Source organism: Pseudomonas sp. MF08831 (assembly GCF_059862645.1).
This window is the reverse complement of the sequence record NZ_JCBCUX010000004.1, coordinates 25,712-52,594: the sequence shown is the minus strand read 5'-3', so window position 1 is coordinate 52,594 and position 26,883 is coordinate 25,712. Positions and strand designations below refer to the sequence as shown.

The following is a 26,883-nucleotide window of genomic DNA, read 5'->3' as shown; positions in this document are numbered from 1 at the left end:
GTGAGAAACCGTGGAGAAAAGCAGACGACGTACGTTCGCCTGGGTTGTTGGCGCGTTATTGCTGGTGGCGCTGTTGATTGGCCTGGGCATGCATTTGTTTGGCGGCGCCCATAAAGGCAAGCCCGTGTCCCCCGGCGAACCGGTGGCAGCAGTGCCGGTGGCCTTGCAGGATGTGCCGGTGTACATCGACGCCCTCGGCACCGTCACGCCCACCCGCAGTGTCACGGTGGTGACCCAGGTCGATGGCATCCTCAGCAGCGTGGAGTTCAAGGAAGGCCAGCACGTCAGCAAAGGCCAGGTCATCGCCCGTATCGACGACCGCGCGCTCAAGGCGCAGCTGGCCGTGGCCAAGGGCACCCTGGCTCACGATCAGGCAGTGTTGAGCAATGCCCAGCGCGACCTGGCCCGTTACCGCGACCTGGTCAAAGCCGGCTCCACCAGCCAGCAAACCCTCGACACCCAAGCCTCGCTGGTGCAGCAACAACAAGGCACCGTGGCCGCCGACCAAGGCAACGTACAAAACCTCGAAGTGCAATTGAGCTACTGCACCATCACCTCGCCGGTGGATGGCGTGGTCGGGCTGCGCCTGGTCGATCCTGGCAACTACGTGACCACCGCCAGCACCACTGGCATCGTGGTGATCACCCAGATGAGCCCGGCCACCGTGGTGTTTGCCGTGCCCGAGGATGACCTGGGCGCGATCAACCAGGCCATGTCCCATGGCAGCGTCACGGTGTTGGCCTACGACCGCAACAAGAAATCCCTGCTTGCCACCGGCGCGCTGCTGGCGCTGGACAACGAGGTGGATACCAGCACCGGCACGATCAAGGTCAAGGCGCAGTTCGATGATTCGGGCAATGCGCTGTTTCCCAATCAGTTCGTCAACGCACGGCTCAAGGCCGACACCTTGAGCCAGATCGCCGTGGTCCCGACTCGTGCGATCCAGCACGGCAGCAAGGGCGACTTCGTGTTTGTGGTCAACGGCAACAAGGCCAGCCTGCGCACGATCAAGACCGGCCCGTCCACCGGCGATGTCTCGGCGGTGCTCGACAATGGCGTCAAGGCCGGTGAGCAGGTGATCACCGAAGGCGCCGACAAGCTCGACGACGGCTCGGCGGTGAAGGTCGTCGCCCAGTGAGGAGCTGCCGAGCATGAATATTTCGCGGCCCTTTATCGAACGCCCGGTGGCCACCACGCTGATGATGGTCGCGGTGTTGTTGCTCGGCCTGTTGGGTTACCACTTGCTGTCGGTGTCGGCGCTGCCGGAGGTGGATTACCCGACCATCCAGGTGTTCACCCAATACCCCGGTGCCAGCCCCGACGTGGTCAGTTCTTCGATTACCGCGCCGCTGGAGCGCCAGCTCGGCGAAATGCCGGGGCTCAAGTCGATGAACTCCACCAGCTCGGACGGCGCCTCGGTGGTGACCCTGCAATTTGACCTGTCGCTGTCGCTGGACGTGGCCGAACAGGAAGTGCAGGCGGCGATCAACGCGGCGGGCACCTTCCTGCCGGCCAACCTGCCGTACCCGCCGGTGTACAGCAAGGTCAACCCGGCAGATGCTCCGGTGCTGACCCTGTCATTGACCTCCGACGTGTTACCGCTGACCAAGGTCGAAGACCTGGCCGACACACGCCTGGCACAGAAAATCTCGCAGATCACCGGCGTCGGCCTGGTCACCATCAGTGGCGGCCAGCGCCCGGCGGTGCGGGTCGAGGCCAACACGTCGGCGCTGAACAGCCTCGGCCTGTCCCTGGATGACCTGCGCACCTCGCTCGGTACGGCCAACGTCAACCAGGCCAAGGGCAATATCGATGGCAAGTTTCAGGCCTATTCCATTGGCGCCAACGACCAACTGCAGTCGGCCGAGGAATACCGTGACCTGGTGATTGCCTACAAAAATGGCGCGCCGATTCGCCTGTCGCAGATCGCCAGTTCCACCCAGGGCGCGGAAAACCCCCGCCAGGCGGCGTGGACCAATGACACGCCGTCCATCGTGTTGAACATCCAGCGCCAGCCCGGCGCCAACGTGATCGAAGTGGTCGACCGCGTGCAGCAACTGCTGCCCAAATTACGCGCCAGCCTGCCGGGCACCTTGAAGGTCGCGGTGCTCACCGACCGCACCCAGACCATCCGCGCCTCGGTCACCGATGTGCAGTACGAGCTGGGGCTGGCGATTTTGCTGGTGGTGATCGTGATCTTCATCTTCCTGCGCAATATTGCGGCCACGATCATTCCTGCCGTCACCATCCCGCTGACGTTGATCGGCACCCTGGCGGTGGCCTACGCGCTGGGCTTTTCGCTGAACAACCTGACGTTGATGGCATTGACCATCGCCATCGGTTTTGTGGTCGATGACGCCATCGTCATGATCGAAAACATCACGCGCTACCTGGAGGCCGGCGACACCCCGTTGCAAGCGGCGCTCAAGGGCGCGGAGCAAATCGGCTTCACCATCATCTCGCTGTCCATCGCGCTGATTGCGGTGATGATCCCGCTGCTGTTCATGGGCGATGTGGTCGGGCGGTTGTTCCGCGAATTCGCCATGACCGTGGCGGTGACCATCGTGATTTCGGCAGTGATTTCACTGACGCTGACGCCCATGATGTGCGCGCGCATGCTCAAGTCCAAGCATGAAGAGCGCCGCCCGGACTTCTTCGACCGCATCAACAACCACTACGTACGCGGCCTGGATTGGGTGTTGGCGCACCGCACCTTGACCCTGATCTCGGTGGTGCTCACCGCCGCGCTGACCTTGTTCACCTTGGTGATCATGCCCAAGGGCTTTTTTCCCGATCAGGACACCGGCCTGATCCAGGGCATTTCCCAGGCCTCGCCGACCATCTCGTTTCAGCAGATGCAGGTTGAACAGCAACGCCTGGCCGCACGCATCCTCAAGGACCCGGCGGTGCTAAGCCTGTCGTCCTTCGTCGGTATCGACCAGACCAACCCGACCATCAACCAGGGCAACTTGCTGATCAACCTCAAGCCGCGTGGCGAGCGAGACAGCAGCACCGAAGTGATCCGCCGCCTGGCCGATGCGAATGCCGACGACGCCGGCATCCGCCTGTACCTGCACTCGGTGCAGGACCTGACCCTGGACGCCACGGTGTCCACCACCAGTTACCGCCTGGGCCTGCAAGCCACCGACCCGGATGAGCTGGAGCAGTGGACCACCAAGCTGCTGGCCGCGATCAAGCAAGACCCGATGTTCACCGACGTGCAAAGCCAGGCCATGCAGTTTGGCAACCAGATCAAGCTGACCTTCGACCGCGCCACCGCCTCGCGCCTGGGGATTACACCGCAGGCCATTGACGATGTGCTGTACGACGCGTTCGGCCAGCGCCAGGTCTCAACCATCTACACCCAGCTCAACCAGTACCACGTGGTGATCGCCACCGACCACCCGCCGCGCAACTTGCCGGACTTGCTCACCGGTTTGTACGTGGACATTCCTGGCGGTGGCGTGGCGCCGCTGTCGAGCATGGCGACCCTGGAGGTGGTGCGTTCGCCGGTCACCATCAACCGGTTGGGGCAGTTTCCCTATGCGGATGTGTCGTTCAACCTCGCGCCCGGCCAGACGCTGGGCGCGGCGGTGACGCGGCTGCAGGACATTGAAGCCAAGGTCGGCCTGCCGTTGTCGGTGCAAGCCAATCTTGAAGGTGCGGCGGCGACGTTCCAGGCATCGCTGTCAAACCAGGTGTTTCTGGTGCTGGCGGCGATTGTGGTGGTGTACCTGATGCTGGGCATTCTGTACGAGAGCTTCGTGCACCCGGTGACCATCCTGTCGACCCTGTTGTCGGCGGCCCTCGGCGCGTTGCTGGCGTTGCTGGTGACGGGCACGCAGTTCGACATCATCGGCCTGATTGGGATTGTGTTGCTGATCGGCATCGTCATGAAAAACGGCATCATGATGGTCGACTTCGCGCTGGAGCTTCTACGTGAGGGCGGCTTGAGCCCGGTGGAAGCAATTCGCCAGGCGGCGGAGTTGCGCTTTCGGCCGATTCTGATGACCAGCATGGCCTCGCTGTTCGGCGCGGTGCCGTTGGCGTTGGGCACCGGCATCGGCTCGGAGCTGCGCCACCCGCTGGGCATCGCGATCATCGGCGGGCTGTTGCTCAGCCAGTTGCTCACGCTGTTTTCCACGCCGGTGATCTTCCTTGCCATGCACGGCCTGGGGCAGCGTTTCAGCCGCCGCCCGGTGGCGTTGGAATGATGCGATGAACCTCAGCGCGCCGTTTATCCATCGCCCGATTGCCACCACGTTGCTGGCGGCCGGGCTGGCGTTGTTTGGTGTGTTGGCCTTCAACCTGTTGCCGGTGGCGCCGCTGCCGGAAGTGGACTTCCCGACCATCAGCGTCAGCGCCTCGTTGCCTGGCGCCGACCCCACCACCGTCGCCAGCTCCGTGGCCACGCCGCTGGAACGCCAGTTCGGGCAGATCGCCGGGGTCACGCAAATGACCTCGGCCAGCAGCCTCGGCTCCACGCGCATCACCCTGCAGTTCGACTTGAGCCGCGACATCGACGGCGCCGCGCGGGATGTGCAGGCGGCGATCAACGCCGCGCGCAGCAACTTGCCCAGCGACTTGTCCGGCAACCCGACTTACCGCAAGGTCAACCCGGCCGATTCGCCGATCCTGATCATCAGCCTGACCTCCGACAGTGCCACGCCGGGGCAGATGTACGACGCGGCCTCGACGGTGCTTGAGCAGCGCCTGTTGCAGACCACCGGCGTCGGCGACGTGACCGTGGGCGGCGGCGCGTTGCCGGCGGTGCGCATTGAGCTGAACCCGGACCGGCTCAGCCAATACGGCGTCAGCCTGGAGCAGGTGCGCCAGGTTATCAGCGCCTCCAACGCCAACTTGCCCAAGGGCAACGTGGCGGTCGGCGACCGCTCGTATGGCATTGGCGCTAATGACCAGTTGCTCGACAGCAACGACTACGGGCCGCTGGTGGTCAAGGCCAAAAACGGCGATCTGATCCACATTGCCGACCTCGGCTATGTGCGCGAAGACGTGCAGGACCTGCGCAACTTCGGCCTGTCCAACGGCAAGCCGGCGGTGCTGCTGGTGGTGTTCAAGCAGCCGGGCGCCAACGTGATCGACACGGTGGATGCGGTGAAAGCCTCGCTGCCATTTTTGCAAAGCTCGATCCCGGCGTCGATCAAGCTCAACCTGTTGATGGACCGCACCACCACCATTCGCGCGTCGTTGCATGACGTGGAAGTGACCTTGCTGGCCTCGATCCTGCTTGTGACGCTGGTGACCTTCGGTTTCTTCCGCGACTGGCGCAGCACCCTGGTGCCCGCCGTGGTGGTGCCGCTGTCGTTGCTCGGCACCTTTGGCGCGATGTACTTCCTCGGCTACAGCCTGAATAACCTGTCGCTGATGGCGCTGACGATTTCCACCGGCTTTGTGGTGGACGATGCGATTGTGGTGGTGGAAAACATCATGCGCCACCTGGAGCGCGGCAAGACACGGGTCGAAGCCGCGCTGGCCGGGGCGCAGGAAGTCGGCTTTACGGTGCTGACCATCAGCGTGTCGCTGGTGGCGGTGTTTATTCCGTTGCTGCTGATGGGCGGGATTGTCGGGCGGCTGTTTCGCGAGTTCTCGGTGTCGCTGTCGGTGGCCATCGTCATCTCGATGGTGATTTCGCTGACAGTGACGCCGATGCTCGCCAGCGTGCTGCTGCGCGCGCCCAAGGAAATCCGCGAAGGCAATGAACACCCGGATTCACGCTTTCACCGCTTTTACGACCGCACGCTGGGCTGGGTCATCGAGCACTCGATTCTGATGGGCGGAGTGACGGTGCTGGTGATCGTGCTCGCGGGCGTGCTGTACGTGCTGGTGCCCAAGGGCTTTTTTCCCCAGGAAGACACCGGCCGCCTGCAGGGCAGCATCATCGCGGCGCAGAGTATTTCCTACGGGGCGATGCAAAAGGACTTCACCGAGATCAACCACAAGGTCATGCAAAACCCCAATGTGCAAACCGCTGCCGGGTTTGTCGGCGGTGGTGGCGGTGGCGGCGGGGCGGTCAACAGTGCGCAGCTGTTTGTGCTGCTCAAGCCGATTGATCAGCGCAAGGACAGTGCCGTCGATGTGATCGGCCAGATCCGCCGCAGCCTCGGCGATCTGCCTGGCACCAAGCTGTTTTTGCAGGCCGCCCAGGACATCACCGTGGGGGGCCGACAAAGCGGCGCGCAGTACCAATACACGCTGACTGCCGACGACCAGCAATCCCTGGATGAATGGGTGCCCAAGGTGGTGGAAGTGCTGCACACGTTGCCGCAACTCACCGACTTGAACACCGACCAGCAAGACAACAGTCTATTGGCCAATGTGAGCATCAACCGCGACACCGCCGCGCGGCTCGGCGTGGGCATGTCGGCGGTGGACCAGACGCTGTACGACGCGTTCGGCCAGCGTCAGGTCTCGACCCTTTATCGCGCCGCCAACCAGTACCACGTGGTGATGGAAATCGCCCCGCAGTACTGGACCGATCCTCAAGCGCTCGAGGGTATTTACGTGCCGGCCGGCAACACGGCAGTGGCGGCCAAGGGCACCACCGTCGCGCCGAACCTGACCACGCCCACGACGTTGGTGCCGCTGTCCGCGCTGGCCGATAACAGCATCTCGCGCACAGCGATTTCGATCAGCCACCAAGGCACTTTTCCCGCCGTGACCGTCTCGTTCAACCTCGCCCCCGGCACCTCGATCGGCCAGGCCACCGCGCTGGTGGAGGACGCGGTGAAACAGCTGCGCATGCCGGCCAGCGTCACCGGCCAGTTTGCCGGCACGGCCCAGGTGTTCCAGTCGTCGGTGGCCAGCGAGCCGCTGCTGATCGTCGCCGCGTTGCTCTCGGTGTACATCGTGCTGGGCATTCTGTATGAAAACCTGATGCACCCACTGACCATCCTCTCCACCTTGCCCTCGGCGGGCGTCGGTGCGTTGATCGCCTTGCTGCTGACCGGCACCGAACTGTCGATCATCGCGCTGGTAGGCGTGATCCTGTTGATCGGCATCGTCAAGAAGAACGCAATCATGATGATCGACTTCGCGATCACCGAGCGGCGTGAGTTCGGCCTCACGGCCAAGGAAGCGATCCGGCGCGCCTGCCTGATCCGCTTCCGGCCGATCATGATGACAACGCTGGCGGCGATTCTCGGCGCGCTGCCGCTGGTGCTCGGCTCAGGTTATGGCTCGGAACTGCGCCGGCCGTTGGGGATTGCGATTATTGGTGGGCTGTTGCTCAGCCAAGTGCTGACGCTCTACACCACTCCGGTGATTTACCTCTGGCTCGACCGGGCGTCGCAACGCCTGGGGCGGCACAAGGAAGCAAGGTCATGAAACTCAGATATAGCGTGCTGTTGGCCAGCCTGGTGCTGGGGGGCTGCATGGTGGGGCCGGATTACCAGAAACCGGCAATGGAGCTGCCGCAGTCGTTCAAGGAAGGCGCGCAGTGGCAGCGCGCGGTGTCCAACCCCCAAGGGGCGCTGGACAGCCAGTGGTGGCTGGCCTATCAGGACCCGGTGCTCAATGATTTGGTGGCGCGTTCGGCCAAGGCCAACCAGTCGATTATTGCGGCCGAGGCGGCGTATCGATTGGCCCAGGCGCAGGTGGCGTCGAGCCGCGCCGGGTTGTGGCCGACGGTGGGCGTGGGCTTGTCCGGTTCGCGCGGCGAGGGCGGCGACGGCAGCACGTCCAGCACCACCACCGCATCGACCGGGGTGAAGAACAGTGTCAGCGCCACCTTGACCGCGAGCTGGGAGCCGGATTTGTGGGGTGAAGTGCGCCGGGGGATCGAATCGAGCCAGGCCACCGCCCAGCAATCGGATGCGCTGCTGGCCGGTGTGCGGTTGTCGATCAGTTCCAGCGTGGCGAGCAATTACCTGGCGTTGCGGCAGATGGATATCGATGTGCGCCTGTTGCAACAGCAGCAGAGCATCAATCAGCAATTGCTCGACATGATCCAGGCGCAGTTCACCCAGGGCGTGGCGACCAATGACCAGTTGCTGGTGGCTCAGGATCAATTGACCACCTCGATAGCCGGCTTGCAGACCTCGCTGCGTGATCGCGAACAGTACGAGCATGCCTTGGCGGTGCTGGTGGGCGTGGCGCCGAGTGAGTTCAGCATTGCGCCACGCACTGATTTTGCATTCGTGGTGCCACGGCCACCGTTGACCCTGGCCTCGACTTTGTTGCAACGCCGGCCTGACGTGGTTGCGGCCGAGCGCTCGGCGGCGGCGGCGAATGCCAAGATCGGCGTGGCTGAGGCGGCGTTTTTTCCGACCCTCGATCTCACGGCTCAATTGGGTTATCGCGGCAGTGCCTTGGGTGGGTTGTTTTCGTTGCCTAACCGCATCTGGACGCTGGGGCCGGCCTTGGCGGAGACGATTTTTGACGGCGGCGCGCGCGAGGCGGCGGTCAAGCAGGCTGAGGCGAGTTATGACCAGATTGCCGCCAACTACCGGGGCACGGTGTTGAGTGCCTTGCAGAATGTCGAGGACAATTTGTCGGCGATCAACCATCTGCAAACCCAGGCGGATGCCTTCCAGCAGGTGTACCAGCGCAATCAGCAGTTGTTCGGCAGTCAGCAAGCGCAGTTGCGCGCAGGCACAGTCAGCCAGGAGACGGTGCTGACCCAGCAACTGGTGTTGCTGCAAGCGGAGCAGAACCTGCGTGATACCCAAGGGCAACTGAGCCAGGGCAGCGTGGCGTTGATCCAGAGCCTGGGCGGTGGTTGGCAGGCGCCCTGATGACTTGATACACCGCAATCAAACTGTGGGAGCTGGCTTGCCTGCGATAGCGGCCTCCGAGCCGCCCAGTATCTTGCTGACCCAACACAATTGAACGGTGGGAGCTGGCTTGCCTGCGATAGCCGCCTCCGGGCCGCCCAGTATTTTGCTGACCTAGCACATTCCAACTGTGGGAGCGGGCTTGCTCGCGAAGGCGATATGTCAGTTGGCTGGGATATTGATTCGGAGTGCATATCCATTGCTGCGGCAACGGCCGCTTAGGGTTCCGCTCTTACAGCAGGTCACTTTTGTAAAGACACAAAAGTAACCAAAATGTCTTCGCCCCACCACTCGGTGCCTCGCCTAGGCTCGGCATGCCCGAACGCAGGCTTGAATCCGTGGGCCGCCGCGCTGGGCCACCCTTGGCCCAGCGCGGCTAACCCGGCGTCCTGTCGAGTTACCCACGGATCCAAGCCTGCGTTCGGCCAGCGTGGTTGACGGGGCGACTCAGATCAAGATCAAGATCAAAAGCCAGATCAATAGCAATCCTTCACGCAGTGGAAACCTATATTCCCTCACGGTCGCCGCGTTATATTCGCGGCACTCTAATTTCAGGATGACCGCGTCATGGCAGGAAGCAGCTTACTGGTACTGATCGACGACATCGCCGCCGTCCTCGATGATGTGGCGTTGATGACCAAGATGGCCGCCAAAAAGACCGCCGGGGTGCTTGGCGATGACTTGGCGTTGAATGCGCAGCAGGTCAGCGGGGTGCGTGCCGAGCGGGAGATCCCGGTGGTGTGGGCGGTGGCCAAGGGTTCGTTTCTCAACAAGTTGATTCTGGTGCCTGCGGCGCTGCTAATCAGCGCGTTTGCGCCGTGGGCGGTCACGCCGTTGTTGATGCTGGGCGGGGCTTATCTGTGTTTCGAGGGCTTTGAGAAGCTCGCGCATAGCTTCATACACAAGCGCACTGAGGAACAGGCGCACTTGGTCGAAGCGGTGGCGGACCCGGCGACTGACTTGGTTGCGTTTGAGAAGGACAAGATCAAGGGCGCGATCCGTACCGACTTCATTCTGTCGGCGGAAATCATCGCCATCACCCTCGGCACGGTCGCCGACGCACCGTTGATGCAGCAAGTGATCGTGCTGTCCGGCATCGCCATTGTCATGACCATCGGCGTTTACGGCCTGGTCGCCGGTATCGTCAAGCTCGATGACCTCGGCCTGTGGCTGACCCAAAAGCCCGGCCAGGCCGCACGTAGCATCGGCGGGGCGATTCTGCGTGCCGCGCCTTACATGATGAAAAGCCTGTCGGTGATCGGCACGGCAGCGATGTTCATGGTCGGCGGCGGGATTCTCACCCACGGCGTGCCGGTGGTGCATCACTGGATTGAGGTGGTGAGCCAGAGCACCGGTGGGCTGGCGTGGCTGATGCCGACGCTGCTCAATGCGGTGGCCGGCATTATTGCGGGGGCGGTAGCGTTGGTGGTGGTTCAAATCTTCGAGAAAATTTGGCACGCAGTAAGACATTGACAGGTGTTTGCCAGGGCGTGTGAGTCAGTCTAGTCGCAGCGCTTTAGGCTTTTCCCTACAGAGGACCCATTCAATCCTTCCTAAGATCTGCGGCTCTGTTTGGCCTATCCAGGCGTTTTACAGAGTCTGTTAATCAGGGAGTTTTAAATGAATTGGTATCTGGACGCACTGAAGAAATCATTTGTATTCGAGGGGCGGTCGAGCAGGAGAGCTTTCTGGTATTTTCAGTTGGTTGATAAGGTAATTGCAGGGGCATACATAGCGATTTGCAGTTGGTTTTTTGAAGATTGGATAAAAATTACCTTGGGTATTGGCTTGGGTTATTTGCTGCTGACGCTGCCAGCCAGGGTCACTCTGTTATGCCGAAGGCTCACCGATAACGGCATTAGCCAGGTCAACTCGTTCTGGACGTTGTTGCCTTTTGTCGGGTCGCTCTTCTGGGTTGGTTTTGGGTTATGCCCGGGCGTTAAAGAACAATCTGGCAGTCGCTCTGTGGATACGTCACGTACTGCTGAGTAATGTTGGAGCATAAACAAAAAAGCCACTCACTTAGGTGAGTGGCTTTTTCGCATCTGGATGGCGTTTACTCGGCAATCTGCAACTTGCGCGATTCGGTGTAGATATACCGCACCTTCTCGTACTCAAACGGCGAGTTCATCTGACCGTAGCGGAAGCTGGTCTGGTAGCGCTTGTCGACGGCGCGCAGAGCCCAGATTTCCGGATGGTTTTCGCTGACCTTGGACACGTTGAGGAAGTTGATCTCGGTTTCCGCGCTGTAGTCGACGATCAAACCGGTGGTGTCGCGCAGGTTCGACGGGCCGAAGATCGGCAGCACCAGGTAGGCGCCGCCGGGTACGCCGTAGAAACCCAAGGTTTGACCGAAGTCTTCGCTCTGGCGCGGCAGGCCCATGGCGGTGGCAGGGTCCCACAGGCCGGCGACGCCAATGGTGGTGTTGAGCAGCAGGCGCCCGGTGGTTTCCAGGGAGCGATGGCCCTTGAGCTGCAGCAGGCTGTTCAACAGGTTGGGCACGTCGCCCAGGTTGTTGAAGAAGTTACTCACGCCGGTGCGCAGAAAGCTCGGGGTGACATAGCGGTAGCCGTCAACCACCGGCAGGAACACCCACTGATCGAAGCGATAGTTGAAGTGGTACACGCGGCGGTTCCACGACTCCAGCGGGTCATACACGTTGAGCGCGGTCAGCGATGAACGCTCGAACTCGCGCTGGTCCAGGCCCGGGTTGAACTTGAGCTTGGTCAGCGGCTCCTTGAAACCGTCGGAATCAACCTTGACCGGTTCATGCGCCTTGCTGTTGTCGGCATTGGCGACGCCCGCGCACATCAGGGCGGCGAGCAGCAGAAGATATTTAGCCACGGAAGAACTCCAGCATGGCGTCGGCGTTGACGCGGTAATTGAGGTTGCCGCAGTGGCCGCCCAGCGGGTAGACGGTCAAGCGATCGCCGAAGGTTTTACGCAGGAAACCGAGGTCGCCAGGGCCGAGGATCACGTCGTCGGCGTTGTGCATCACCGCGATTTTCGGGCTGCTGTGCAGGTAGTCCTTGAGCGCGTACAGGCTCACTTGGTCAACCAGTTGCAGCAGGCTGCCGCCGTCGGAACGCGCGCGCCACATGGGGATCACTTGTTCGGTGAGGTAGCAGTCGAAGTCGCATTGCAGCGCGCGCTTGAGGAACGGCGTGAGGCTGGTGCCTTCGGTGATCGGGTATTTAGGCGGAATGATCAGGCCACGGCGGTTGATCAGGTCTGAGGTAAAGGCAATGTCGGCCGCCGAGAAGCGGAACGAGGTGCCGATCAGCATCGCCATTTGTTCGTTGGTCAGGTGCTGCTTGGAGTTCTGGAAGTCGTAGAGCAGGGCGTCATTGAGGTCGATGTAGCCCTTTTGCTGGAAGTAGCGGGTCAGCTTGCTCAGCACCAGCTCATAGAAAGTGGTGGTGTTGTTGATGCCTTTGACCTCGGTCTGTACCAGCTTGTCGAGGTTGGTGATGGAGGTGTAGAGGTTGACCGGCGGGTTGAGCAGCAGCACCTTTTTGAAGTTGAAGCTGCGACGGGTCTCGTCAAGCTTGCTGACAAACGCCGCATCCAGGGCACCCAGGCTGTAGCCGGTGAGGTAGAAGTCGGTCACCGGCAGCGAGGCGTTCTGCGCGCGCACGGCTTGCATTACGCGGTACATGTCCTCGGCGTCTTCCTGGGTAATCCCCGGGGTGGCGAAGCGCGAGGCGGCGCTGATGAAGTCGAAGCTGGTCGGCGACGACAGCTGCACCACGTGGTAGCCGGCCTGGTAATAGAGTTTTTTCAGGTATTCGTTGATGCTGCTGTCAAACCGCGCGCCGGTGCCCGCGATCAGGAAGATCAGTGGCGCGGCGTGGTCTTGTTTGGCGATGCGATAGGTGAGTTTCTTCACCGCCCAGAAGTTGTCCGGCAGGCTGAACTCGCGCTCGGGGCGCATGTTCAGCGTGTAGTCGGACTGATTGATCTCGTCGTCGGTCGGCAATTTAGGCCGAAGGTCAGGCGGGGTGGTCGCAATGGTCGCTTCGAACGGGTTGGTCAAAGGGTAGCCATAGCTGGCCTGGTCGATGTCGACGGCCAGTGCTGACGCACTCAAAAATAGGCTGCCCAGCAAGGCAGCACAGCGCAAGGAACGGAGCATGACTTAATCCCTAAGAGGAAACGTGCTGAATGAAGTTCGCAGGCTATGACCACCGCGTTGCCACCGAAGTGCCAGCCTTCGGCACTAAAAGTCGGAAAAAGCCACGGAATCGGGGTAATAGTAGCGAGAAGATACACTTTGCGAGGCCTGGATGAACACTTATCTGCGCACACCGCTTGCTAACGGCCGCCGTGGGATTAAGCTGAGCGCCGTTTTTGCCTATCGGAGTGCCTCATGTCCCGTCGTTTGCCGTTGATCCTGCTGCTTATTGCCTTGCCTTTATGGCTGGCCGCCAGTTATGGCGCACGTTACGGCTTTATGGAGGATGGCCAGTGGGTTGGCATCTGCGCCGATGAGGCCAGCCGCTGGGAATGCCAGTTGCGCTCGAACCTGGGGTTGATGATTCACTTCAAGGTGCTGGGCTGGGCTGCATTGGTTACATCGGTGCTGGGATTTTTTGTGCCGGGCCGTGCCGGATGGGGCTTGGCCGTGTTGGGGATGGTGTTCGGCTTGCCGGCGCTGGCGTTGTACAACACCACGTTTGCGGTGTTTGCGGTGGTGATTGCAGGGTTGCGGCTGGTCAGGAAGCCGCGGGCGGCCTGACAGGCGCTCTTCGCCCGCAAGCCCGCTCCCACAGTTTGACCGCGTGAATTCGGCCTTAATGTGGGAGCGGGCTTGCCTGCGATGGCGGCCTTAAGCCTTGCGCATGCGCAAGCAACGCCACAAGGCTACAACCATCAGCACACTCACGATTGCCCAACCCCACGCCTGCTGGTTCTGCACACCTTCGCGATACAGCTGTGGCGCAATGCCAGCGCCGATGATGAAGGCCAGCAGCGCAATCTCCCGACGCGGGCCGGTTACCGGGCGAACCAGGTAAACCAGCGCCGGCAACACCAGCGCCGCACTCGGGAAGCTGCGATAACGCGGGTCAAACACCAGCGCCAGCATCATTACCGCACCGGCGAACCCGGCGATTGCCACCAGCCAGCCCGCGCGTTGCTCCAGCCAATTAAAGGCCCGCTCACGCCAACCGTCGCGCGCGCTCAGGGCCAGGGCGGCGTGGGCCAGCACCAGCAGGTTCAACACCACCAGCAAGCCTGCCCACACCCATTCATCGTTGAAGCGCGCGGTAACGCGGGTCAGTTCGGCCCAGGTGCCGATGGAACAGGCCGCTACGGCACCGAGCAATGGCAGCATGAGTGCTGCGCGCGTGCTGCGAACGCGCCCGCCAAGTACCAAGGTGCCCAGCAGGATAATCCCGCCCACGCCCAGCCACAGCGGCCAGTACGGCACATTGCTGACCGGCCCGGCGAGGATGCCCTTGTCCTGGCGATCAGCATCAAACAGCCCCCAGTAACCCCCGACCGCGCCTTCGCTGGCGCGTTTCCATGGCTGGTCAAAGGCTTCGATCAGGTTGTAATGCCAGCCATTGGCCTCGGCCATGGCCACAAAGCCGCGCATGAATTTGGCCTCATTGACCCGGCTCGGCACGGCGGTTTCGCGCTGGCGGCCTTCGCTGGGCCAGCCAGTCTCGCCGATCAGCACGTCCTTGGGAGCGAACTGGTTGCCGAAAGTCTGACGTACATCACCCACATGCTTGAGCGCCTGGTCGATGCCCGACGGGTCATCTTCCCAATACGGCAGCAGGTGAATGGTCAGGAAATCCACCGCCGGGGCGATTTCCGGGTGCTTGAGCCAGAACTCCCACACGTCGGCATAAGTCACCGGCTGTTTGATCTGGCTTTTGACCTTATGGATCAGCGTCACCAACTGCTTGGCGGTGACTTCCTTGCGCAGCAGCGCTTCGTTGCCGACGATCACCGAGGTGACCACGTCCGGGTTGGCGTTGGCGGCAGCGATCAGCTCGGCGACTTCTTTTTCGGTGGCAACCGGGTCACTGCTGACCCAGGCGCCGGCCATCAACTTCAACCCATGCTTACGTGCCAGGTCCGGCAAGGCTTCCAGGCCGGTCATGGAGTAGGTGCGAATGCATTCAAAGCGGGTGGCCAGCAGGGCCAGGTCGGCGTCCATGCGCTCGGGGCGCAGCTTGAAAGGCTGGTCGAACGGCGACTGGTCCTTGTCGAACGGCGTGTACGAGGCGCATTGCATTTTGTGGCTGGCGCTGGCCACGTCCGGCAACACCACGGGCCGGCCGAGGCCGTACCAATAGCCGACAAGGGCAAGCACGCCGAGGATCAGGGCGAAAATATAGGGCAGGGCAGGGAAGCGGGCAGTCGCGGGCATGGTCGGCTTATCTGGGGAGCAAAGGCGCGCATCTTACCCGGATTTAGCCCGTCCCAGTGCGGTCGCATAATTTAGACATGCAAAGTTCGGGCGGGATTTTGCTGCGATGTCCTACAAATCGTCCTGCTGGCGATGTGATGTCGTTTCTTGCTCACCTGAGGTCGCAGTCAGAGCAGGTCCAAGGCCCCGGCAGGTTGATGATCGAAGTGTCAGCACTCCACTGATGTCTGGGCCGCCGGATCGATGCGCGTGAAGGGGGCGCGGTGCACCACATAACAACAGGTTGACGTCGCTCGGCATCCGCCGGGCGCAGCACTTTCGGGGAAGTACTATGAAGATGCGACGACTCTTGGGCGCAGCTGCCACTCTGGTAGTTGCGATGAGCTCCACACTGGCCAGCGCCGACAGCAAAACCCTGAGCATCGGTTACGTAGATGGCTGGTCTGACAGCGTTGCCACCACCCACGTGGCGGCAGAAGTGATCAAGGAAAAGCTCGGTTATGACGTGAAACTGCAGGCCGTCGCTACCGGGATCATGTGGCAGGGCGTGGCCACCGGCAAGCTCGACGCCATGCTCTCTGCCTGGCTGCCCGTGACCCACGGTGAGTACTGGGCCAAGAACAAGGACAAGGTGGTCGACTACGGCCCCAACTTCAAGGATGCAAAAATTGGCCTGATCGTGCCGGAGTACGTCAAGGCCAAATCGATTGAAGACCTCAAGACCGACACCACCTTCAAGAACAAGATTGTCGGCATCGATGCCGGTTCAGGCGTGATGCTCAAGACCGACGAAGCCATCAAGGCCTATGGCCTGGACTACAAGCTGCAAGCCAGCTCGGGCGCCGCGATGATCGCCGAACTGACCCGTGCCGAAGACAAGCAGGAGTCCATTGCGGTCACCGGCTGGGTGCCGCACTGGATGTTCGCCAAGTGGAAACTGCGTTTCCTGGACGATCCAAAAGGAATTTATGGGGCTGCTGAAACCGTCAACAGTATCGGCAGCAAGGGCCTGGAGAAGAAGGCGCCGGAAGTCGCCGCCTTCCTGAAGAAATTCCAGTGGGCCTCCAAGGATGAAATCGGCGAAGTCATGCTCGCTATTCAAGAGGGTGCCAAGCCGGATGCGGCAGCCAAGGACTGGGTGGCCAAGCACCCTGAGCGTGTGGCCGAGTGGATTGGTAAATAGCCGTCGAGCTGTCTAGCTAGCACCTTGCAAGCCCGCCTGGCGTTTTCGTCAGGCGGGTTTTGTCGTTTCTGGGGAAAAGGCTGTCACTTTAATCAGTTCAAAGTTGGCGCCAACGCTAATGTCGTTCTAATACTAAGGTCGTCTGGAACCTGTTCTGCAGCCGCATACAGTGGATACGTTCCAATAATAAAAAAGCTGTGCTGCGAGGATAAAAACAATGAACGACAGCATTTACCTCTCGATTCAAAACAGCCCGCGTTTCAAGGAGCTGGTGAGAAAAAGGGAAAGGTTCGCCTGGATTCTCTCGGCGATCATGCTAGGGCTTTACTCCGCTTTCATCCTGTTGATTGCCTACGGGCCACAAGTGCTGGGGGCCAAGCTCAGCCCCGGTTCCTCGATTACCTGGGGAATCCCGATCGGGGTCGGGCTGATTGTGTCGGCCTTCATTCTTACCGGCATCTACGTACGGCGCGCCAACGGCGAATTCGACGACCTGAACAATGCGATTCTCAAGGAGGCTGCGCAATGATCCGGCGTTTATTGGCTGTAGGTGGCGCTTCGATCTTCGCGCCCGCCGTTTGGGCAGCGGATGCCTTGACCGGTGAGGTGCACAAGCAACCGCTGAATATCGCAGCGATCCTGATGTTCGTGGCGTTTGTCGGCGCAACGCTGTGCATCACCTACTGGGCGTCCAAGCGCAACAAATCGGCGGCTGACTACTATGCGGCCGGCGGCAAGATTACCGGCTTCCAGAACGGCCTGGCGATTGCTGGCGACTATATGTCGGCAGCGTCTTTCCTGGGCATTTCCGCGCTGGTGTTCACCTCCGGCTACGACGGCCTGATCTATTCGATCGGCTTCCTGGTAGGCTGGCCGATCATTCTGTTCCTGATCGCCGAGCGCCTGCGTAACCTGGGCAAGTACACCTTTGCCGACGTGGCGTCCTATCGCCTCGGGCAAACCCAGATCCGCAGCCTGTCGGCCTGTGGCTCGCTGGTGGTGGTGGCGTTCTACCTGATCGCGCAGATGGTTGGCGCGGGCAAGCTGATCCAACTGCTGTTCGGCCTGGATTACCACGTGGCGGTGATTCTGGTGGGCATCCTGATGTGCCTGTATGTGTTGTTCGGCGGCATGCTGGCGACCACCTGGGTGCAGATCATCAAGGCAGTGCTGCTGCTGTCCGGTGCCTCGTTCATGGCGCTGATGGTGATGAAGCACGTCAACTTCGACTTCAACACGCTGTTTGCCGAGGCGATCAAGGTTCACCCTAAAGGTGAAGCGATCATGAGCCCGGGCGGCCTGGTCAAAGACCCGATCTCGGCGTTCTCCCTCGGGCTGGCGCTGATGTTCGGTACTGCTGGCCTGCCGCACATCCTGATGCGCTTCTTCACCGTAAGCGACGCCAAGGAAGCGCGTAAGAGCGTGCTGTATGCCACCGGCTTCATCGGTTATTTCTACATCCTGACCTTTATCATCGGTTTTGGCGCGATCCTGCTGGTCAGCACCAACCCGGCGTTCAAGGACGCGGCAGGCGCCTTGCTCGGCGGCAACAACATGGCGGCGGTGCATTTGGCCAACGCGGTGGGCGGCAGTATTTTCCTGGGCTTCATCTCGGCCGTGGCGTTTGCCACCATTCTAGCAGTGGTTGCCGGCTTGACCCTGGCGGGTGCTTCGGCGGTGTCCCACGACCTGTATGCCAGCGTGATCAAGAAGGGCAAGGCCAACGAGAAGGATGAGATTCGCGTGTCGAAGATCACCACCATCGCCCTGGCGGTGCTGGCAATCGGCTTGGGTATCTTGTTCGAGAGCCAGAACATTGCGTTCATGGTCGGCCTGGCGTTCTCCATTGCTGCCAGCTGTAACTTCCCGGTGCTGCTGCTTTCCATGTACTGGAAAAACCTCACCACCCGTGGCGCGATGATTGGCGGCTGGCTGGGCTTGATCAGTGCCGTTGGCCTGATGATCCTCGGCCCGACCATCTGGGTGTCGATCCTGCACCACGAGAAAGCTATCTTCCCGTACGAATACCCGGCGCTGTTCTCGATGATCATTGCGTTCATCGGCATCTGGTTCTTCTCCATCACCGACAAGTCGGCGGCGGCAGAGAAAGAGCGTGCGCTGTACTTCCCGCAGTTTGTGCGTTCACAAACGGGCCTGGGGGCGAGTGGGGCGGTTAACCACTAAGCGTCGTAACGGTTACAAAAAAAATGCCCCGGTCGCGAGATCGGGGCTTTTTTTTGCTTTTATTGGTAACGGATTTCACAAAACTGTTTCTCAAGTCTGGCATCAATAAAAGCAGATAGTTGATCGTTCCCACGCAGCGCGTGCGAACGATCAGTCGGTGGCTGGGGTTTCTGGGGTGTCTTGGCTGGCCTCATCGCGGGCAAGCCCGGCTCCCACCTTTGAAATGCATTCTCCCGTGGGAGCTGGCTTGCCTGCGATGGCGCCGGGCCTGGCGACACAAACAAAAACGGCCTCCACAAAGGAGGCCGTTTTCAGTACAGCTAAGCGCTTGATGGCTTACTTGCGGTCTTCCAGCTTGGTGATGTCACGCGACTCGTAGCCGGTGTACAGCTGGCGCGGGCGGCCAATCTTGTACGGGCTGGAGAGCATTTCTTTCCAGTGGGAGATCCAGCCCACGGTCCGCGCCAGGGCGAAGATCACGGTGAACATGCTGGTTGGAATGCCGATCGCCTTGAGGATGATCCCCGAGTAGAAGTCGACGTTCGGGTACAGCGAGCGCTCGATGAAGTACGGATCGGTCAGCGCGATCTCTTCCAGGCGCATGGCCAGTTCGAGTTGCGGATCGTTCTTGATGCCCAGCTCCTTCAACACTTCGTCGCAGGTCTGCTTCATCACGGTGGCGCGCGGGTCACGGTTCTTGTAGACGCGGTGACCGAAGCCCATCAGCTTGAACGGATCGTTCTTGTCCTTGGCCTTGGCGATGAACTTGTCGATGTTCGAGACATCGCCGATTTCATCGAGCATGGTCAATACGGCTTCGTTCGCACCGCCGTGGGCAGGGCCCCAGAGTGCGGCGATACCGGCGGCGATACAGGCGAACGGGTTGGCACCCGAGGAGCCTGCCAGGCGTACGGTAGAGGTGGAGGCGTTCTGCTCGTGGTCGGCGTGGAGGATGAAGATCCGGTCCATGGCCTTGGCGAGTGTCGGGCTGATCGGTTTGATCTCGCACGGGGTGTTGAACATCATGTGCAGGAAGTTTTCCGCGTACGTCAGGTCGTTGCGCGGGTACATCATGGGTTGACCCATGGAGTACTTGTAAACCATTGCGGCCAGGGTTGGCATCTTGGCAACCAGGCGGATCGCGGAGATTTCGCGATGCTGCGGGTTATTGATGTCCAGGGAGTCGTGATAGAAAGCCGACAGGGCGCCAACCACGCCGCACATCACGGCCATCGGGTGGGCGTCGCGACGGAAGCCGTTGAAGAAGGTCTTCAACTGCTCGTGAACCATGGTGTGGTTCTTCACGGTGCTGACGAACTGGGCTTTTTGCTCGGCTGTTGGCAATTCGCCATTTAGCAGCAGGTAGCAGGTTTCGAGGTAGTCCGATTGCTCGGCCAGCTGCTCGATCGGGTAGCCCCGGTGCAGCAGAATGCCATTGTCGCCGTCGATATAGGTGATCTTCGACTCGCAAGAGGCGGTCGACATGAAGCCTGGGTCGAAAGTGAAACGGCCCGTGGCCGTCAGGCCCCGTACGTCGATAACATCGGGACCAACGGTGCCGGTTAAAATGGGCAGCTCGACGGGGGCTGCGCCCTCGATGATCAACTGCGCTTTTTTGTCAGCCATGTGGCCTCCTATTTATGCTTCAAATCATCAGACAGACCCCCCACGCAGGGCCCGCACCACTATAGTGAGATAAATTCAGATGTCAATTTGCCTAAAGTCTTGCTCCAGAAGGCTTTAACCGTACTTTTTCGTCGAAATTGACTGCCATTTACGCCTTTTATCCCGCCAGCGCAATCAGCTATTAGGGTGAGGAGCGCGCGTTGTCATTAGTAACCTAACTGTCTATACTCGGCCACCGACCGCCAAGGGCTTTTGGGCTTGCTTTCATTGGGGGTCGCACTCCCTGGGTGGTGCTTACCTGACCAGTGCACTCCCCAACAACTTTGCCCTGATTGTTAGGGGCTCTTCAGTGTGAAAAAAAGCCGTGAATAGCCAACGACCTGTAAACCTAGACCTAAGGACCATCAAACTCCCCATCACCGGCGTTACGTCGTTCCTGCACCGTGTTTCCGGCATCATCCTGTTCCTGGGCTTGGGCATCATGCTTTATGCATTGAGCAAATCCCTGGGTTCCGAGGAAGGTTTTGCCGAGGTGAAGGCATGCTTGACCAGCCCGCTGGCCAAGTTCGTAGCATGGGGCCTCCTGTCCGCTCTGCTTTATCATCTGGTAGCCGGCGTGCGCCACTTGATCATGGATATGGGCATCGGTGAGACGCTGGAAGGCGGCCGCCTGGGCTCGAAAATCATCATCGCCATTTCCGTGGTGCTGATCGTTCTGGCAGGAGTTTGGATATGGTAACCAGCGTTACGAACCTTTCGCGTTCAGGCCTCTATGACTGGATGGCGCAGCGTGTGTCTGCGGTCGTTCTCGCGGCTTATTTCATTTTCCTGATCGGATACCTCGTCGCAAACCCGGGCATTGGCTATGAGCAATGGCACGGCCTGTTTTCCCACAATGCGATGCGAATCTTCAGTCTGCTGGCACTTGTAGCTCTGGGCGCTCACGCCTGGGTCGGCATGTGGACCATCGCGACTGACTACCTGACGCCGATGGCGCTGGGCAAGTCCGCGACTGCAGTCCGTTTCCTCTTCCAGGCAGTATGCGGCGTTGCGATGTTCGCTTACTTCGTCTGGGGTGTGCAGATTCTTTGGGGTATCTGATTCATGGCTAACATTCCAACTATTTCCTTCGACGCCATCATTATTGGTGGCGGCGGTGCTGGCATGCGCGCAGCGCTGCAGCTGGCCCAGGGCGGTCACAAGACTGCCGTGATCACCAAAGTGTTCCCAACGCGTTCCCACACCGTATCGGCCCAGGGTGGCATCACCTGCGCCATCGCGTCCGCCGACCCGAACGATGACTGGCGCTGGCACATGTACGATACCGTCAAGGGTTCCGACTACATCGGTGACCAGGACGCTATCGAATACATGTGTCAGGAAGGCCCGGCCGCCGTGTTCGAGCTGGACCACATGGGTCTGCCGTTCTCGCGTACCGAGCAGGGTCGTATCTACCAGCGTCCATTCGGCGGCCAGTCGAAGGATTACGGTAAAGGCGGCCAGGCTGCCCGTACGTGTGCTGCGTCCGACCGTACCGGTCACGCGCTGCTGCACACCCTGTATCAGGGCAACCTGAAAGCCGGCACCACGTTCCTGAACGAGTACTACGCAGTTGACCTGGTAAAAAACGCTGACGGCGCATTCGTTGGTGTGATCGCCATCTGCATCGAAACCGGTGAAACCTCCTACATCCGCGCCAAGGCTACCGTTCTGGCGACTGGTGGTGCAGGCCGTATCTACGCATCGACCACCAATGCCCTGATCAACACCGGTGACGGCGTTGGCATGGCACTGCGTGCAGGCGTACCGGTGCAAGACATCGAAATGTGGCAGTTCCACCCAACCGGCATTGCCGGCGCCGGCGTACTGGTAACCGAAGGTTGCCGTGGTGAAGGTGGCTACCTGATCAACAAGAACGGCGAGCGCTTCATGGAGCGTTATGCTCCGAACGCGAAAGACCTTGCCGGTCGTGACGTTGTAGCGCGTTCGATGGTCAAGGAAATCATTGCCGGTAACGGCTGTGGCCCCAATGGCGACCACGTACTGCTCAAGCTCGATCACCTGGGCGAGGAAGTACTGCACAGCCGCCTGCCGGGTATCTGTGAGCTGTCCAAGACCTTTGCTCACGTTGACCCGGTGGTTGCTCCGGTTCCGGTTGTTCCGACTTGCCACTACATGATGGGCGGCGTGCCGACCAACATTCATGGTCAGGCGATCACTCAGAACGCCGACGGCGTGGACGAGATCATTCACGGCCTGTTCGCGGTAGGCGAAGTGGCGTGCGTATCGGTTCACGGCGCCAACCGCCTGGGCGGCAACTCGCTGCTCGACCTGGTGGTATTCGGTCGTGCTGCCGGCCTGCACCTCGAGAAGGCATTGACCGACGGCATCGAATACGATGACGCGACCGACGCCAACATCGAAACTGCCCTGGCGCGTCTGAACGCTCTGAACGAGCGTACCGATGGCGAAGACGTGGCAACCCTGCGTCGCGAGCTGCAAAACTGCATGCAGAACTACTTCGGTGTATTCCGTACCGGCGAATACATGCAGAAGGGTATTGCCCAGCTGGCCGATCTGCGCAAGCGCATCGCCAACGTCAAGATCAACGATAAGAGCCAGGCGTTCAACACCGCTCGTATCGAGGCCCTTGAGCTGCAAAACCTGTTGGAAGTGGCTGAAGCGACTGCGATCGCCGCCGAGGTTCGTAAGGAATCCCGTGGTGCTCACGCTCGTGAAGACTTTGAAGACCGCGACGACGAGAATTGGTTGTGCCACACCCTGTACTTCCCGGGTGACAAGCGCGTGACCAAGCGTGCCGTGAACTTCTCGCCGAAAACGGTTCCGACGTTTGAACCGAAGATTCGGACTTACTAAGGGTGGCTGCCATGTTGAAAGTCAGTGTTTATCGCTACAACCCTGATCAGGACGCTGCGCCGTTCATGCAGGAATTCCAGGTTGATACCGGTGGTAAAGACCTGATGGTGCTGGACGTACTGGCCCTGATCAAAGAGCAGGACGAGGGTTTCTCCTATCGTCGCTCTTGCCGTGAAGGTGTGTGCGGTTCCGACGGCATGAACATCAACGGCAAAAACGGCCTGGCGTGCATCACGCCGCTGTCTGCCGTGGTGAAAGGCAACAAGCTGATCGTTCGTCCTCTGCCAGGTTTGCCGGTTATCCGTGACCTGGTCGTCGATATGAGCATCTTCTACAAGCAATACGAGAAAGTTAAGCCGTTCCTGCAGAACGACACGCCGGCTCCGGCCATCGAGCGTCTGCAGTCCCCGGAAGAGCGTGAAAAGCTCGACGGTCTGTACGAGTGCATCCTGTGCGCTTGCTGCTCGACTTCGTGCCCGTCCTTCTGGTGGAACCCGGACAAGTTCCTGGGTCCAGCTGCCCTGCTGCAAGCGTATCGCTTCCTGGCAGACAGCCGTGACACCAAGACGTCCGAGCGTCTGGCTTCACTGGATGACCCGTTCAGCGTATTCCGCTGCCGCGGGATCATGAACTGCGTCAACGTATGTCCCAAAGGCCTGAACCCGACTAAGGCCATTGGTCACATCCGTAACATGCTGCTGCAAAGCGGCGTGTAACCGACGTTGTAACAAAGCAGGACCGTTGTGCCCGTAAATGCTACGGCGCAGGCTTCAACCGGCGCCGTAGTTTTAACTTGAGCAGCGACTTACAAAGCCGCGGCTCTTATTTTGAAGAAATGAGACAAGCAGGGGCATTCGGGTTGGTACCCGAACTATCAGCGTGATCCTAAGTGGCTTGTTTTGGTCGCTGCACTTGGCCTTTTGCAAGCAAACTCGGTGTTTTCGCCGGTGGTGTCCCCAAATCGAGGGTGACCAAGCATGCAAGAAAGCGTGATGCAGCGCATGTGGAACAGCGGCTATCTTTCAGGTGGTAACGCTGCCTATGTGGAAGAGCTTTATGAGCTCTACCTGCACGACCCTAACGCTGTGCCAGAAGAATGGCGCACCAAATTTCAGACGTTGTCTTCAGACGGCAACGCTGCCACCGATGTATCGCACGCAACAATTCGCGATCAGTTTGTGCTGCTGGCAAAGAACCAGCGCCGCGCTCAGCCGGTTTCCGCCGGGAGCGTGAGCAGCGAGCACGAGAAGAAGCAAGTTGAAGTACTGCGACTGATCCAGGCTTACCGGATGCGTGGCCACCAGGCGGCCCAGCTTGACCCGCTGGGGCTCTGGCAGCGTCCTGCACCTGCTGACCTGTCGATCAATCATTACGGCTTGACCAATGCCGATCTTGATACGACCTTCCGTGCCGGCGACCTGTTCATCGGCAAAGAGGAAGCGAGCCTACGCGAAATTCACGAAGCGTTGCAGCAGACATATTGCCGCACCATCGGCGCTGAATTTACGCACATCACCGATTCCGAGCAGCGCCACTGGTTCCAGCATCGTCTGGAAGGTGTGCGTGGCCGTCCGGTTTTGTCTGCCGACGTACGCAGCCACTTGCTGGAGCGCGTGACCGCAGCCGAAGGTCTCGAGAAATACCTGGGTACCAAATACCCGGGCACCAAACGTTTCGGCCTGGAAGGCGGCGAAAGCCTGATTCCAATGCTCGACGAGCTGATCCAGCGTTCCGGTTCCTACGGCACCAAGGAAATCGTGATCGGCATGGCTCACCGTGGTCGCCTGAACGTGTTGGTCAACACCTTCGGCAAGAACCCGCGCGAGCTGTTCGACGAGTTCGAAGGCAAGAAGAAGGTCGAGCTGGGTTCCGGTGACGTTAAATACCACCAGGGCTTCTCGTCCAACGTGATGACCACCGGCGGTGAAGTTCACCTGGCCATGGCCTTCAACCCATCCCACCTGGAAATCGTTTCTCCAGTGGTCGAGGGTTCGGTTCGTGCTCGCCAGGATCGTCGCAACGATTCCACCGGTGAAAAGGTTCTGCCGATTTCCATCCACGGTGACGCGGCATTTGCCGGTCAAGGCGTGGTTCTGGAAACGTTCCAGATGTCGCAGACGCGCGGCTTCAAGACCGGCGGTACGGTTCACATCGTCATCAACAACCAGGTGGGTTTCACCATCAGCAACCCGCTGGACGCGCGCTCTACCGAGTACGCCACCGACGTTGCCAAGATGATCCAGGCGCCGATCCTCCATGTGAATGGTGATGATCCGGAAGCCGTGCTGTTCGTGACCCAACTGGCCATCGACTACCGCATGCAGTTCAAGCGTGACGTGGTGATCGACCTGGTCTGCTACCGTCGTCGCGGCCACAACGAAGCGGATGAGCCTAGCGGCACCCAGCCGTTGATGTACCAGCAAATCACCAAGCAGCGCACCACCCGTGAGCTGTACGCCGAAAGCCTGATCAAGGCCGGTGTGGTTGACGACGCGCGTGTTCAGGCGAAGATCGATGAATACCGCAACGCGCTGGACAACGGTCTGCACGTAGTAAAAAGCCTGGTTAAAGAGCCGAACAAAGAGCTGTTCGTTGACTGGCGTCCGTACCTGGGCCACGCCTGGACTGCGCGTCACGACACCTCGTTCGATCTGAAAACCCTGCAGGAACTGTCCGCCAAGCTGCTGGAAATTCCAGATGGCTTCGTGGTGCAGCGCCAGGTTGCGAAGATCTACGAAGACCGTCAGAAGATGCAAGCCGGCGGCCTGCCGATCAACTGGGGTTACGCTGAAACCATGGCGTACGCGACCCTGGCGTTCGAAGGTCACCCGATCCGCATGACCGGCCAGGACATCGGCCGCGGTACGTTCTCGCACCGCCACGCGGTATTGCACAACCAGAAAGACGCGGGCACCTACATCCCGTTGCAGAACCTGTACGAAGGCCAGCCACGTTTCGACCTGTACGATTCGTTCCTGTCCGAAGAAGCCGTACTGGCGTTCGAATACGGTTACTCGACCACCACGCCAAACGCGCTGGTGATCTGGGAAGCCCAGTTCGGCGACTTCGCCAACGGTGCCCAGGTGGTTATCGACCAGTTCATCACCAGCGGCGAGCACAAGTGGGGCCGTCTGTGCGGTCTGACCATGCTGCTGCCACACGGTTATGAAGGTCAGGGTCCGGAGCACTCTTCGGCCCGTCTGGAGCGTTACCTGCAGCTGTGCGCCGAGCACAACATCCAGGTGTGCGTGCCGACTACTCCGGCCCAGATCTACCACTTGCTGCGTCGCCAGGTGATCCGCCCGCTGCGCAAGCCGCTGGTAGTGCTGACCCCGAAATCGCTGTTGCGTCACAAATTGGCCATCTCGACCCTGGAAGATCTGGCCGACGGTTCGTTCCAGACCGTGATTCCAGAAATCGACACCCTGGACGCGGCCAAGGTCACTCGCCTGATCCTGTGCAGCGGCAAGGTTTACTACGACTTGCTGGAAAAACGCCGTGCCGAAGGCCGCGAAGACATCGCCATTGTGCGTATCGAGCAGCTTTACCCGTTCCCGGAAGACGACCTGATGGAGGCCATCGCGCCTTACACCAACCTCACCAACGTGGTGTGGTGTCAGGAAGAACCGATGAACCAGGGCGCGTGGTACAGCAGTCAGCATCACTTGCGTCGCAGCATCGGTAACCACAAAACAGGCCTTGGCCTTGAGTATGCCGGTCGTGATGCTTCTGCTGCACCTGCGTGTGGTTATGCGTCGATGCACGCCGAGCAGCAGGAAAAACTGCTGCAAGATGCTTTCACTGTTTAACGCCTTCGCGCTGACTGAAACCGAATTTT

The 26,883-nt window shown here is 60.2% G+C and carries 19 protein-coding genes; 15 read left to right on the top strand and 4 right to left on the bottom strand.

Going from position 1 to position 26,883, the window contains the following annotated elements; translation table 11 throughout:
* The first annotated feature begins 10 nt into the window (after window positions 1-10).
* The 6 genes from AC19YS_RS09205 (at window position 11) to AC19YS_RS09180 (ending at window position 10,784) form a co-directional block, all read left to right on the top strand.
* Window positions 11-1,138 carry an efflux RND transporter periplasmic adaptor subunit gene (locus AC19YS_RS09205; RefSeq protein ID WP_500601523.1) on the top strand — a complete coding sequence of 376 codons (1,128 nt, stop codon included), beginning with the start codon at window positions 11-13 and terminating at the stop codon, window positions 1,136-1,138.
* Between the two features lie 13 nt (window positions 1,139-1,151).
* On the top strand, window positions 1,152-4,214 hold the full coding sequence (locus tag AC19YS_RS09200) for an efflux RND transporter permease subunit (RefSeq protein ID WP_106576755.1): 3,063 nt from the start codon (window positions 1,152-1,154) through the stop codon (window positions 4,212-4,214).
* Window positions 4,215-4,218: 4 nt separating this feature from the next.
* Entirely contained in the window at window positions 4,219-7,344 is a 3,126-nt protein-coding gene (locus AC19YS_RS09195; RefSeq protein WP_500601522.1) for an efflux RND transporter permease subunit, read from the top strand.
* The gene (locus AC19YS_RS09190; protein WP_169368577.1) at window positions 7,341-8,753 is read left to right on the top strand and encodes an efflux transporter outer membrane subunit; all 1,413 of its coding nucleotides are present in this window, start codon (window positions 7,341-7,343) and stop codon (window positions 8,751-8,753) included. The genes AC19YS_RS09195 and AC19YS_RS09190 overlap by 4 nt, the downstream gene beginning before the upstream one ends.
* 606 nt (window positions 8,754-9,359) lie before the next feature.
* On the top strand, window positions 9,360-10,265 hold the full coding sequence (locus AC19YS_RS09185; protein WP_124416856.1) for a DUF808 domain-containing protein: 906 nt from the start codon (window positions 9,360-9,362) through the stop codon (window positions 10,263-10,265).
* A gap of 147 nt (window positions 10,266-10,412) precedes the next feature.
* Window positions 10,413-10,784 (top strand): DUF805 domain-containing protein, encoded by a 372-nt coding sequence (locus tag AC19YS_RS09180; protein ID WP_200623016.1) that lies wholly within the window; start codon window positions 10,413-10,415, stop codon window positions 10,782-10,784.
* 64 nt (window positions 10,785-10,848) lie between these two features.
* On the opposite strand, the gene AC19YS_RS09175 is transcribed toward AC19YS_RS09180, so the two are convergent.
* Both AC19YS_RS09175 and AC19YS_RS09170 read right to left on the bottom strand, forming a co-directional pair.
* Window positions 10,849-11,637, bottom strand: coding sequence for an MlaA family lipoprotein (locus tag AC19YS_RS09175; RefSeq protein WP_500601521.1), 789 nt, complete (start codon window positions 11,635-11,637; stop codon window positions 10,849-10,851).
* Window positions 11,630-12,928, bottom strand: a complete 1,299-nt coding sequence (locus AC19YS_RS09170) for a serine/threonine protein kinase (RefSeq protein WP_106576749.1) — start codon at window positions 12,926-12,928, stop codon at window positions 11,630-11,632. The genes AC19YS_RS09175 and AC19YS_RS09170 overlap by 8 nt, the downstream gene beginning before the upstream one ends.
* Window positions 12,929-13,162: 234 nt before the next feature.
* Here AC19YS_RS09170 and AC19YS_RS09165 point away from each other — a divergent pair, with 234 nt between their 5' ends.
* Window positions 13,163-13,531: a hypothetical protein gene (locus tag AC19YS_RS09165; RefSeq protein ID WP_106576748.1), complete on the top strand. Its 369-nt coding sequence runs from the start codon at window positions 13,163-13,165 to the stop codon at window positions 13,529-13,531.
* Window positions 13,532-13,621: 90 nt separating this feature from the next.
* Here the strand turns inward: AC19YS_RS09165 and AC19YS_RS09160 are convergent, their stop codons facing one another.
* On the bottom strand, window positions 13,622-15,175 hold the full coding sequence (locus tag AC19YS_RS09160; RefSeq protein ID WP_500601518.1) for a glycoside hydrolase family 17 protein: 1,554 nt from the start codon (window positions 15,173-15,175) through the stop codon (window positions 13,622-13,624).
* A 331-nt stretch (window positions 15,176-15,506) separates the two neighbouring features.
* Between AC19YS_RS09160 and AC19YS_RS09155 the strand changes: the two genes are divergently transcribed.
* From AC19YS_RS09155 to AC19YS_RS09145, 3 genes are all read left to right on the top strand, one after another.
* Entirely contained in the window at window positions 15,507-16,358 is an 852-nt protein-coding gene (locus AC19YS_RS09155; RefSeq protein ID WP_106576746.1) for a glycine betaine ABC transporter substrate-binding protein, read from the top strand.
* Window positions 16,359-16,575: 217 nt separating this feature from the next.
* Window positions 16,576-16,887, top strand: a complete 312-nt coding sequence (locus AC19YS_RS09150; RefSeq protein ID WP_106576745.1) for a DUF485 domain-containing protein — start codon at window positions 16,576-16,578, stop codon at window positions 16,885-16,887.
* A complete protein-coding gene (locus AC19YS_RS09145) occupies window positions 16,884-18,542 on the top strand; it encodes a cation acetate symporter (RefSeq protein WP_106576744.1) in 1,659 nt (552 codons plus the stop codon). The genes AC19YS_RS09150 and AC19YS_RS09145 overlap by 4 nt, the downstream gene beginning before the upstream one ends.
* A 336-nt stretch (window positions 18,543-18,878) precedes the next feature.
* Here AC19YS_RS09145 and gltA read toward each other — a convergent pair whose 3' ends face one another.
* On the bottom strand, window positions 18,879-20,168 hold the full coding sequence (gene gltA, locus AC19YS_RS09140) for a citrate synthase (RefSeq protein ID WP_078047629.1): 1,290 nt from the start codon (window positions 20,166-20,168) through the stop codon (window positions 18,879-18,881).
* Window positions 20,169-20,532: 364 nt separating this feature from the next.
* On the opposite strand from gltA, the gene sdhC reads away from it, so the two are divergent.
* From sdhC to AC19YS_RS09115, 5 genes are all read left to right on the top strand, one after another.
* A complete protein-coding gene (gene sdhC, locus AC19YS_RS09135; protein ID WP_106576743.1) occupies window positions 20,533-20,907 on the top strand; it encodes a succinate dehydrogenase, cytochrome b556 subunit in 375 nt (124 codons plus the stop codon).
* Window positions 20,901-21,269 (top strand): succinate dehydrogenase, hydrophobic membrane anchor protein, encoded by a 369-nt coding sequence (gene sdhD, locus AC19YS_RS09130; RefSeq protein WP_003172805.1) that lies wholly within the window; start codon window positions 20,901-20,903, stop codon window positions 21,267-21,269. The genes sdhC and sdhD overlap by 7 nt, the downstream gene beginning before the upstream one ends.
* A 3-nt stretch (window positions 21,270-21,272) precedes the next feature.
* Window positions 21,273-23,045, top strand: a complete 1,773-nt coding sequence (sdhA, locus tag AC19YS_RS09125) for a succinate dehydrogenase flavoprotein subunit (protein ID WP_106576742.1) — start codon at window positions 21,273-21,275, stop codon at window positions 23,043-23,045.
* Between the two features lie 11 nt (window positions 23,046-23,056).
* A complete protein-coding gene (locus tag AC19YS_RS09120) occupies window positions 23,057-23,761 on the top strand; it encodes a succinate dehydrogenase iron-sulfur subunit (RefSeq protein WP_003172807.1) in 705 nt (234 codons plus the stop codon).
* Window positions 23,762-24,022: 261 nt separating this feature from the next.
* Window positions 24,023-26,854 carry a 2-oxoglutarate dehydrogenase E1 component gene (locus AC19YS_RS09115; protein WP_106576741.1) on the top strand — a complete coding sequence of 944 codons (2,832 nt, stop codon included), beginning with the start codon at window positions 24,023-24,025 and terminating at the stop codon, window positions 26,852-26,854.
* The last annotated feature ends 29 nt before the right edge of the window (window positions 26,855-26,883 follow it).

Excerpts from the sequence above, each read along its gene's own strand:
- AC19YS_RS09180 (WP_200623016.1), top strand. The coding sequence starts at position 10,413 with ATGAATTGGTATCTGGACGCACTGAAGAAATCATTTGTATTCGAGGGG.
- sdhA (WP_106576742.1), top strand. The coding sequence starts at position 21,273 with ATGGCTAACATTCCAACTATTTCCTTCGACGCCATCATTATTGGTGGC.
- AC19YS_RS09115 (WP_106576741.1), top strand. The coding sequence starts at position 24,023 with ATGCAAGAAAGCGTGATGCAGCGCATGTGGAACAGCGGCTATCTTTCA.
- sdhD (WP_003172805.1), top strand. The coding sequence starts at position 20,901 with ATGGTAACCAGCGTTACGAACCTTTCGCGTTCAGGCCTCTATGACTGG.
- AC19YS_RS09190 (WP_169368577.1), top strand. The coding sequence starts at position 7,341 with ATGAAACTCAGATATAGCGTGCTGTTGGCCAGCCTGGTGCTGGGGGGC.
- gltA (WP_078047629.1), bottom strand. The coding sequence starts at position 20,168 with ATGGCTGACAAAAAAGCGCAGTTGATCATCGAGGGCGCAGCCCCCGTC.
- AC19YS_RS09145 (WP_106576744.1), top strand. The coding sequence starts at position 16,884 with ATGATCCGGCGTTTATTGGCTGTAGGTGGCGCTTCGATCTTCGCGCCC.
- AC19YS_RS09160 (WP_500601518.1), bottom strand. The coding sequence starts at position 15,175 with ATGCCCGCGACTGCCCGCTTCCCTGCCCTGCCCTATATTTTCGCCCTG.
- AC19YS_RS09120 (WP_003172807.1), top strand. The coding sequence starts at position 23,057 with ATGTTGAAAGTCAGTGTTTATCGCTACAACCCTGATCAGGACGCTGCG.
- AC19YS_RS09165 (WP_106576748.1), top strand. The coding sequence starts at position 13,163 with ATGTCCCGTCGTTTGCCGTTGATCCTGCTGCTTATTGCCTTGCCTTTA.
- AC19YS_RS09195 (WP_500601522.1), top strand. The coding sequence starts at position 4,219 with ATGAACCTCAGCGCGCCGTTTATCCATCGCCCGATTGCCACCACGTTG.
- AC19YS_RS09150 (WP_106576745.1), top strand. The coding sequence starts at position 16,576 with ATGAACGACAGCATTTACCTCTCGATTCAAAACAGCCCGCGTTTCAAG.
- AC19YS_RS09200 (WP_106576755.1), top strand. The coding sequence starts at position 1,152 with ATGAATATTTCGCGGCCCTTTATCGAACGCCCGGTGGCCACCACGCTG.
- AC19YS_RS09155 (WP_106576746.1), top strand. The coding sequence starts at position 15,507 with ATGAAGATGCGACGACTCTTGGGCGCAGCTGCCACTCTGGTAGTTGCG.
- AC19YS_RS09170 (WP_106576749.1), bottom strand. The coding sequence starts at position 12,928 with ATGCTCCGTTCCTTGCGCTGTGCTGCCTTGCTGGGCAGCCTATTTTTG.
- AC19YS_RS09185 (WP_124416856.1), top strand. The coding sequence starts at position 9,360 with ATGGCAGGAAGCAGCTTACTGGTACTGATCGACGACATCGCCGCCGTC.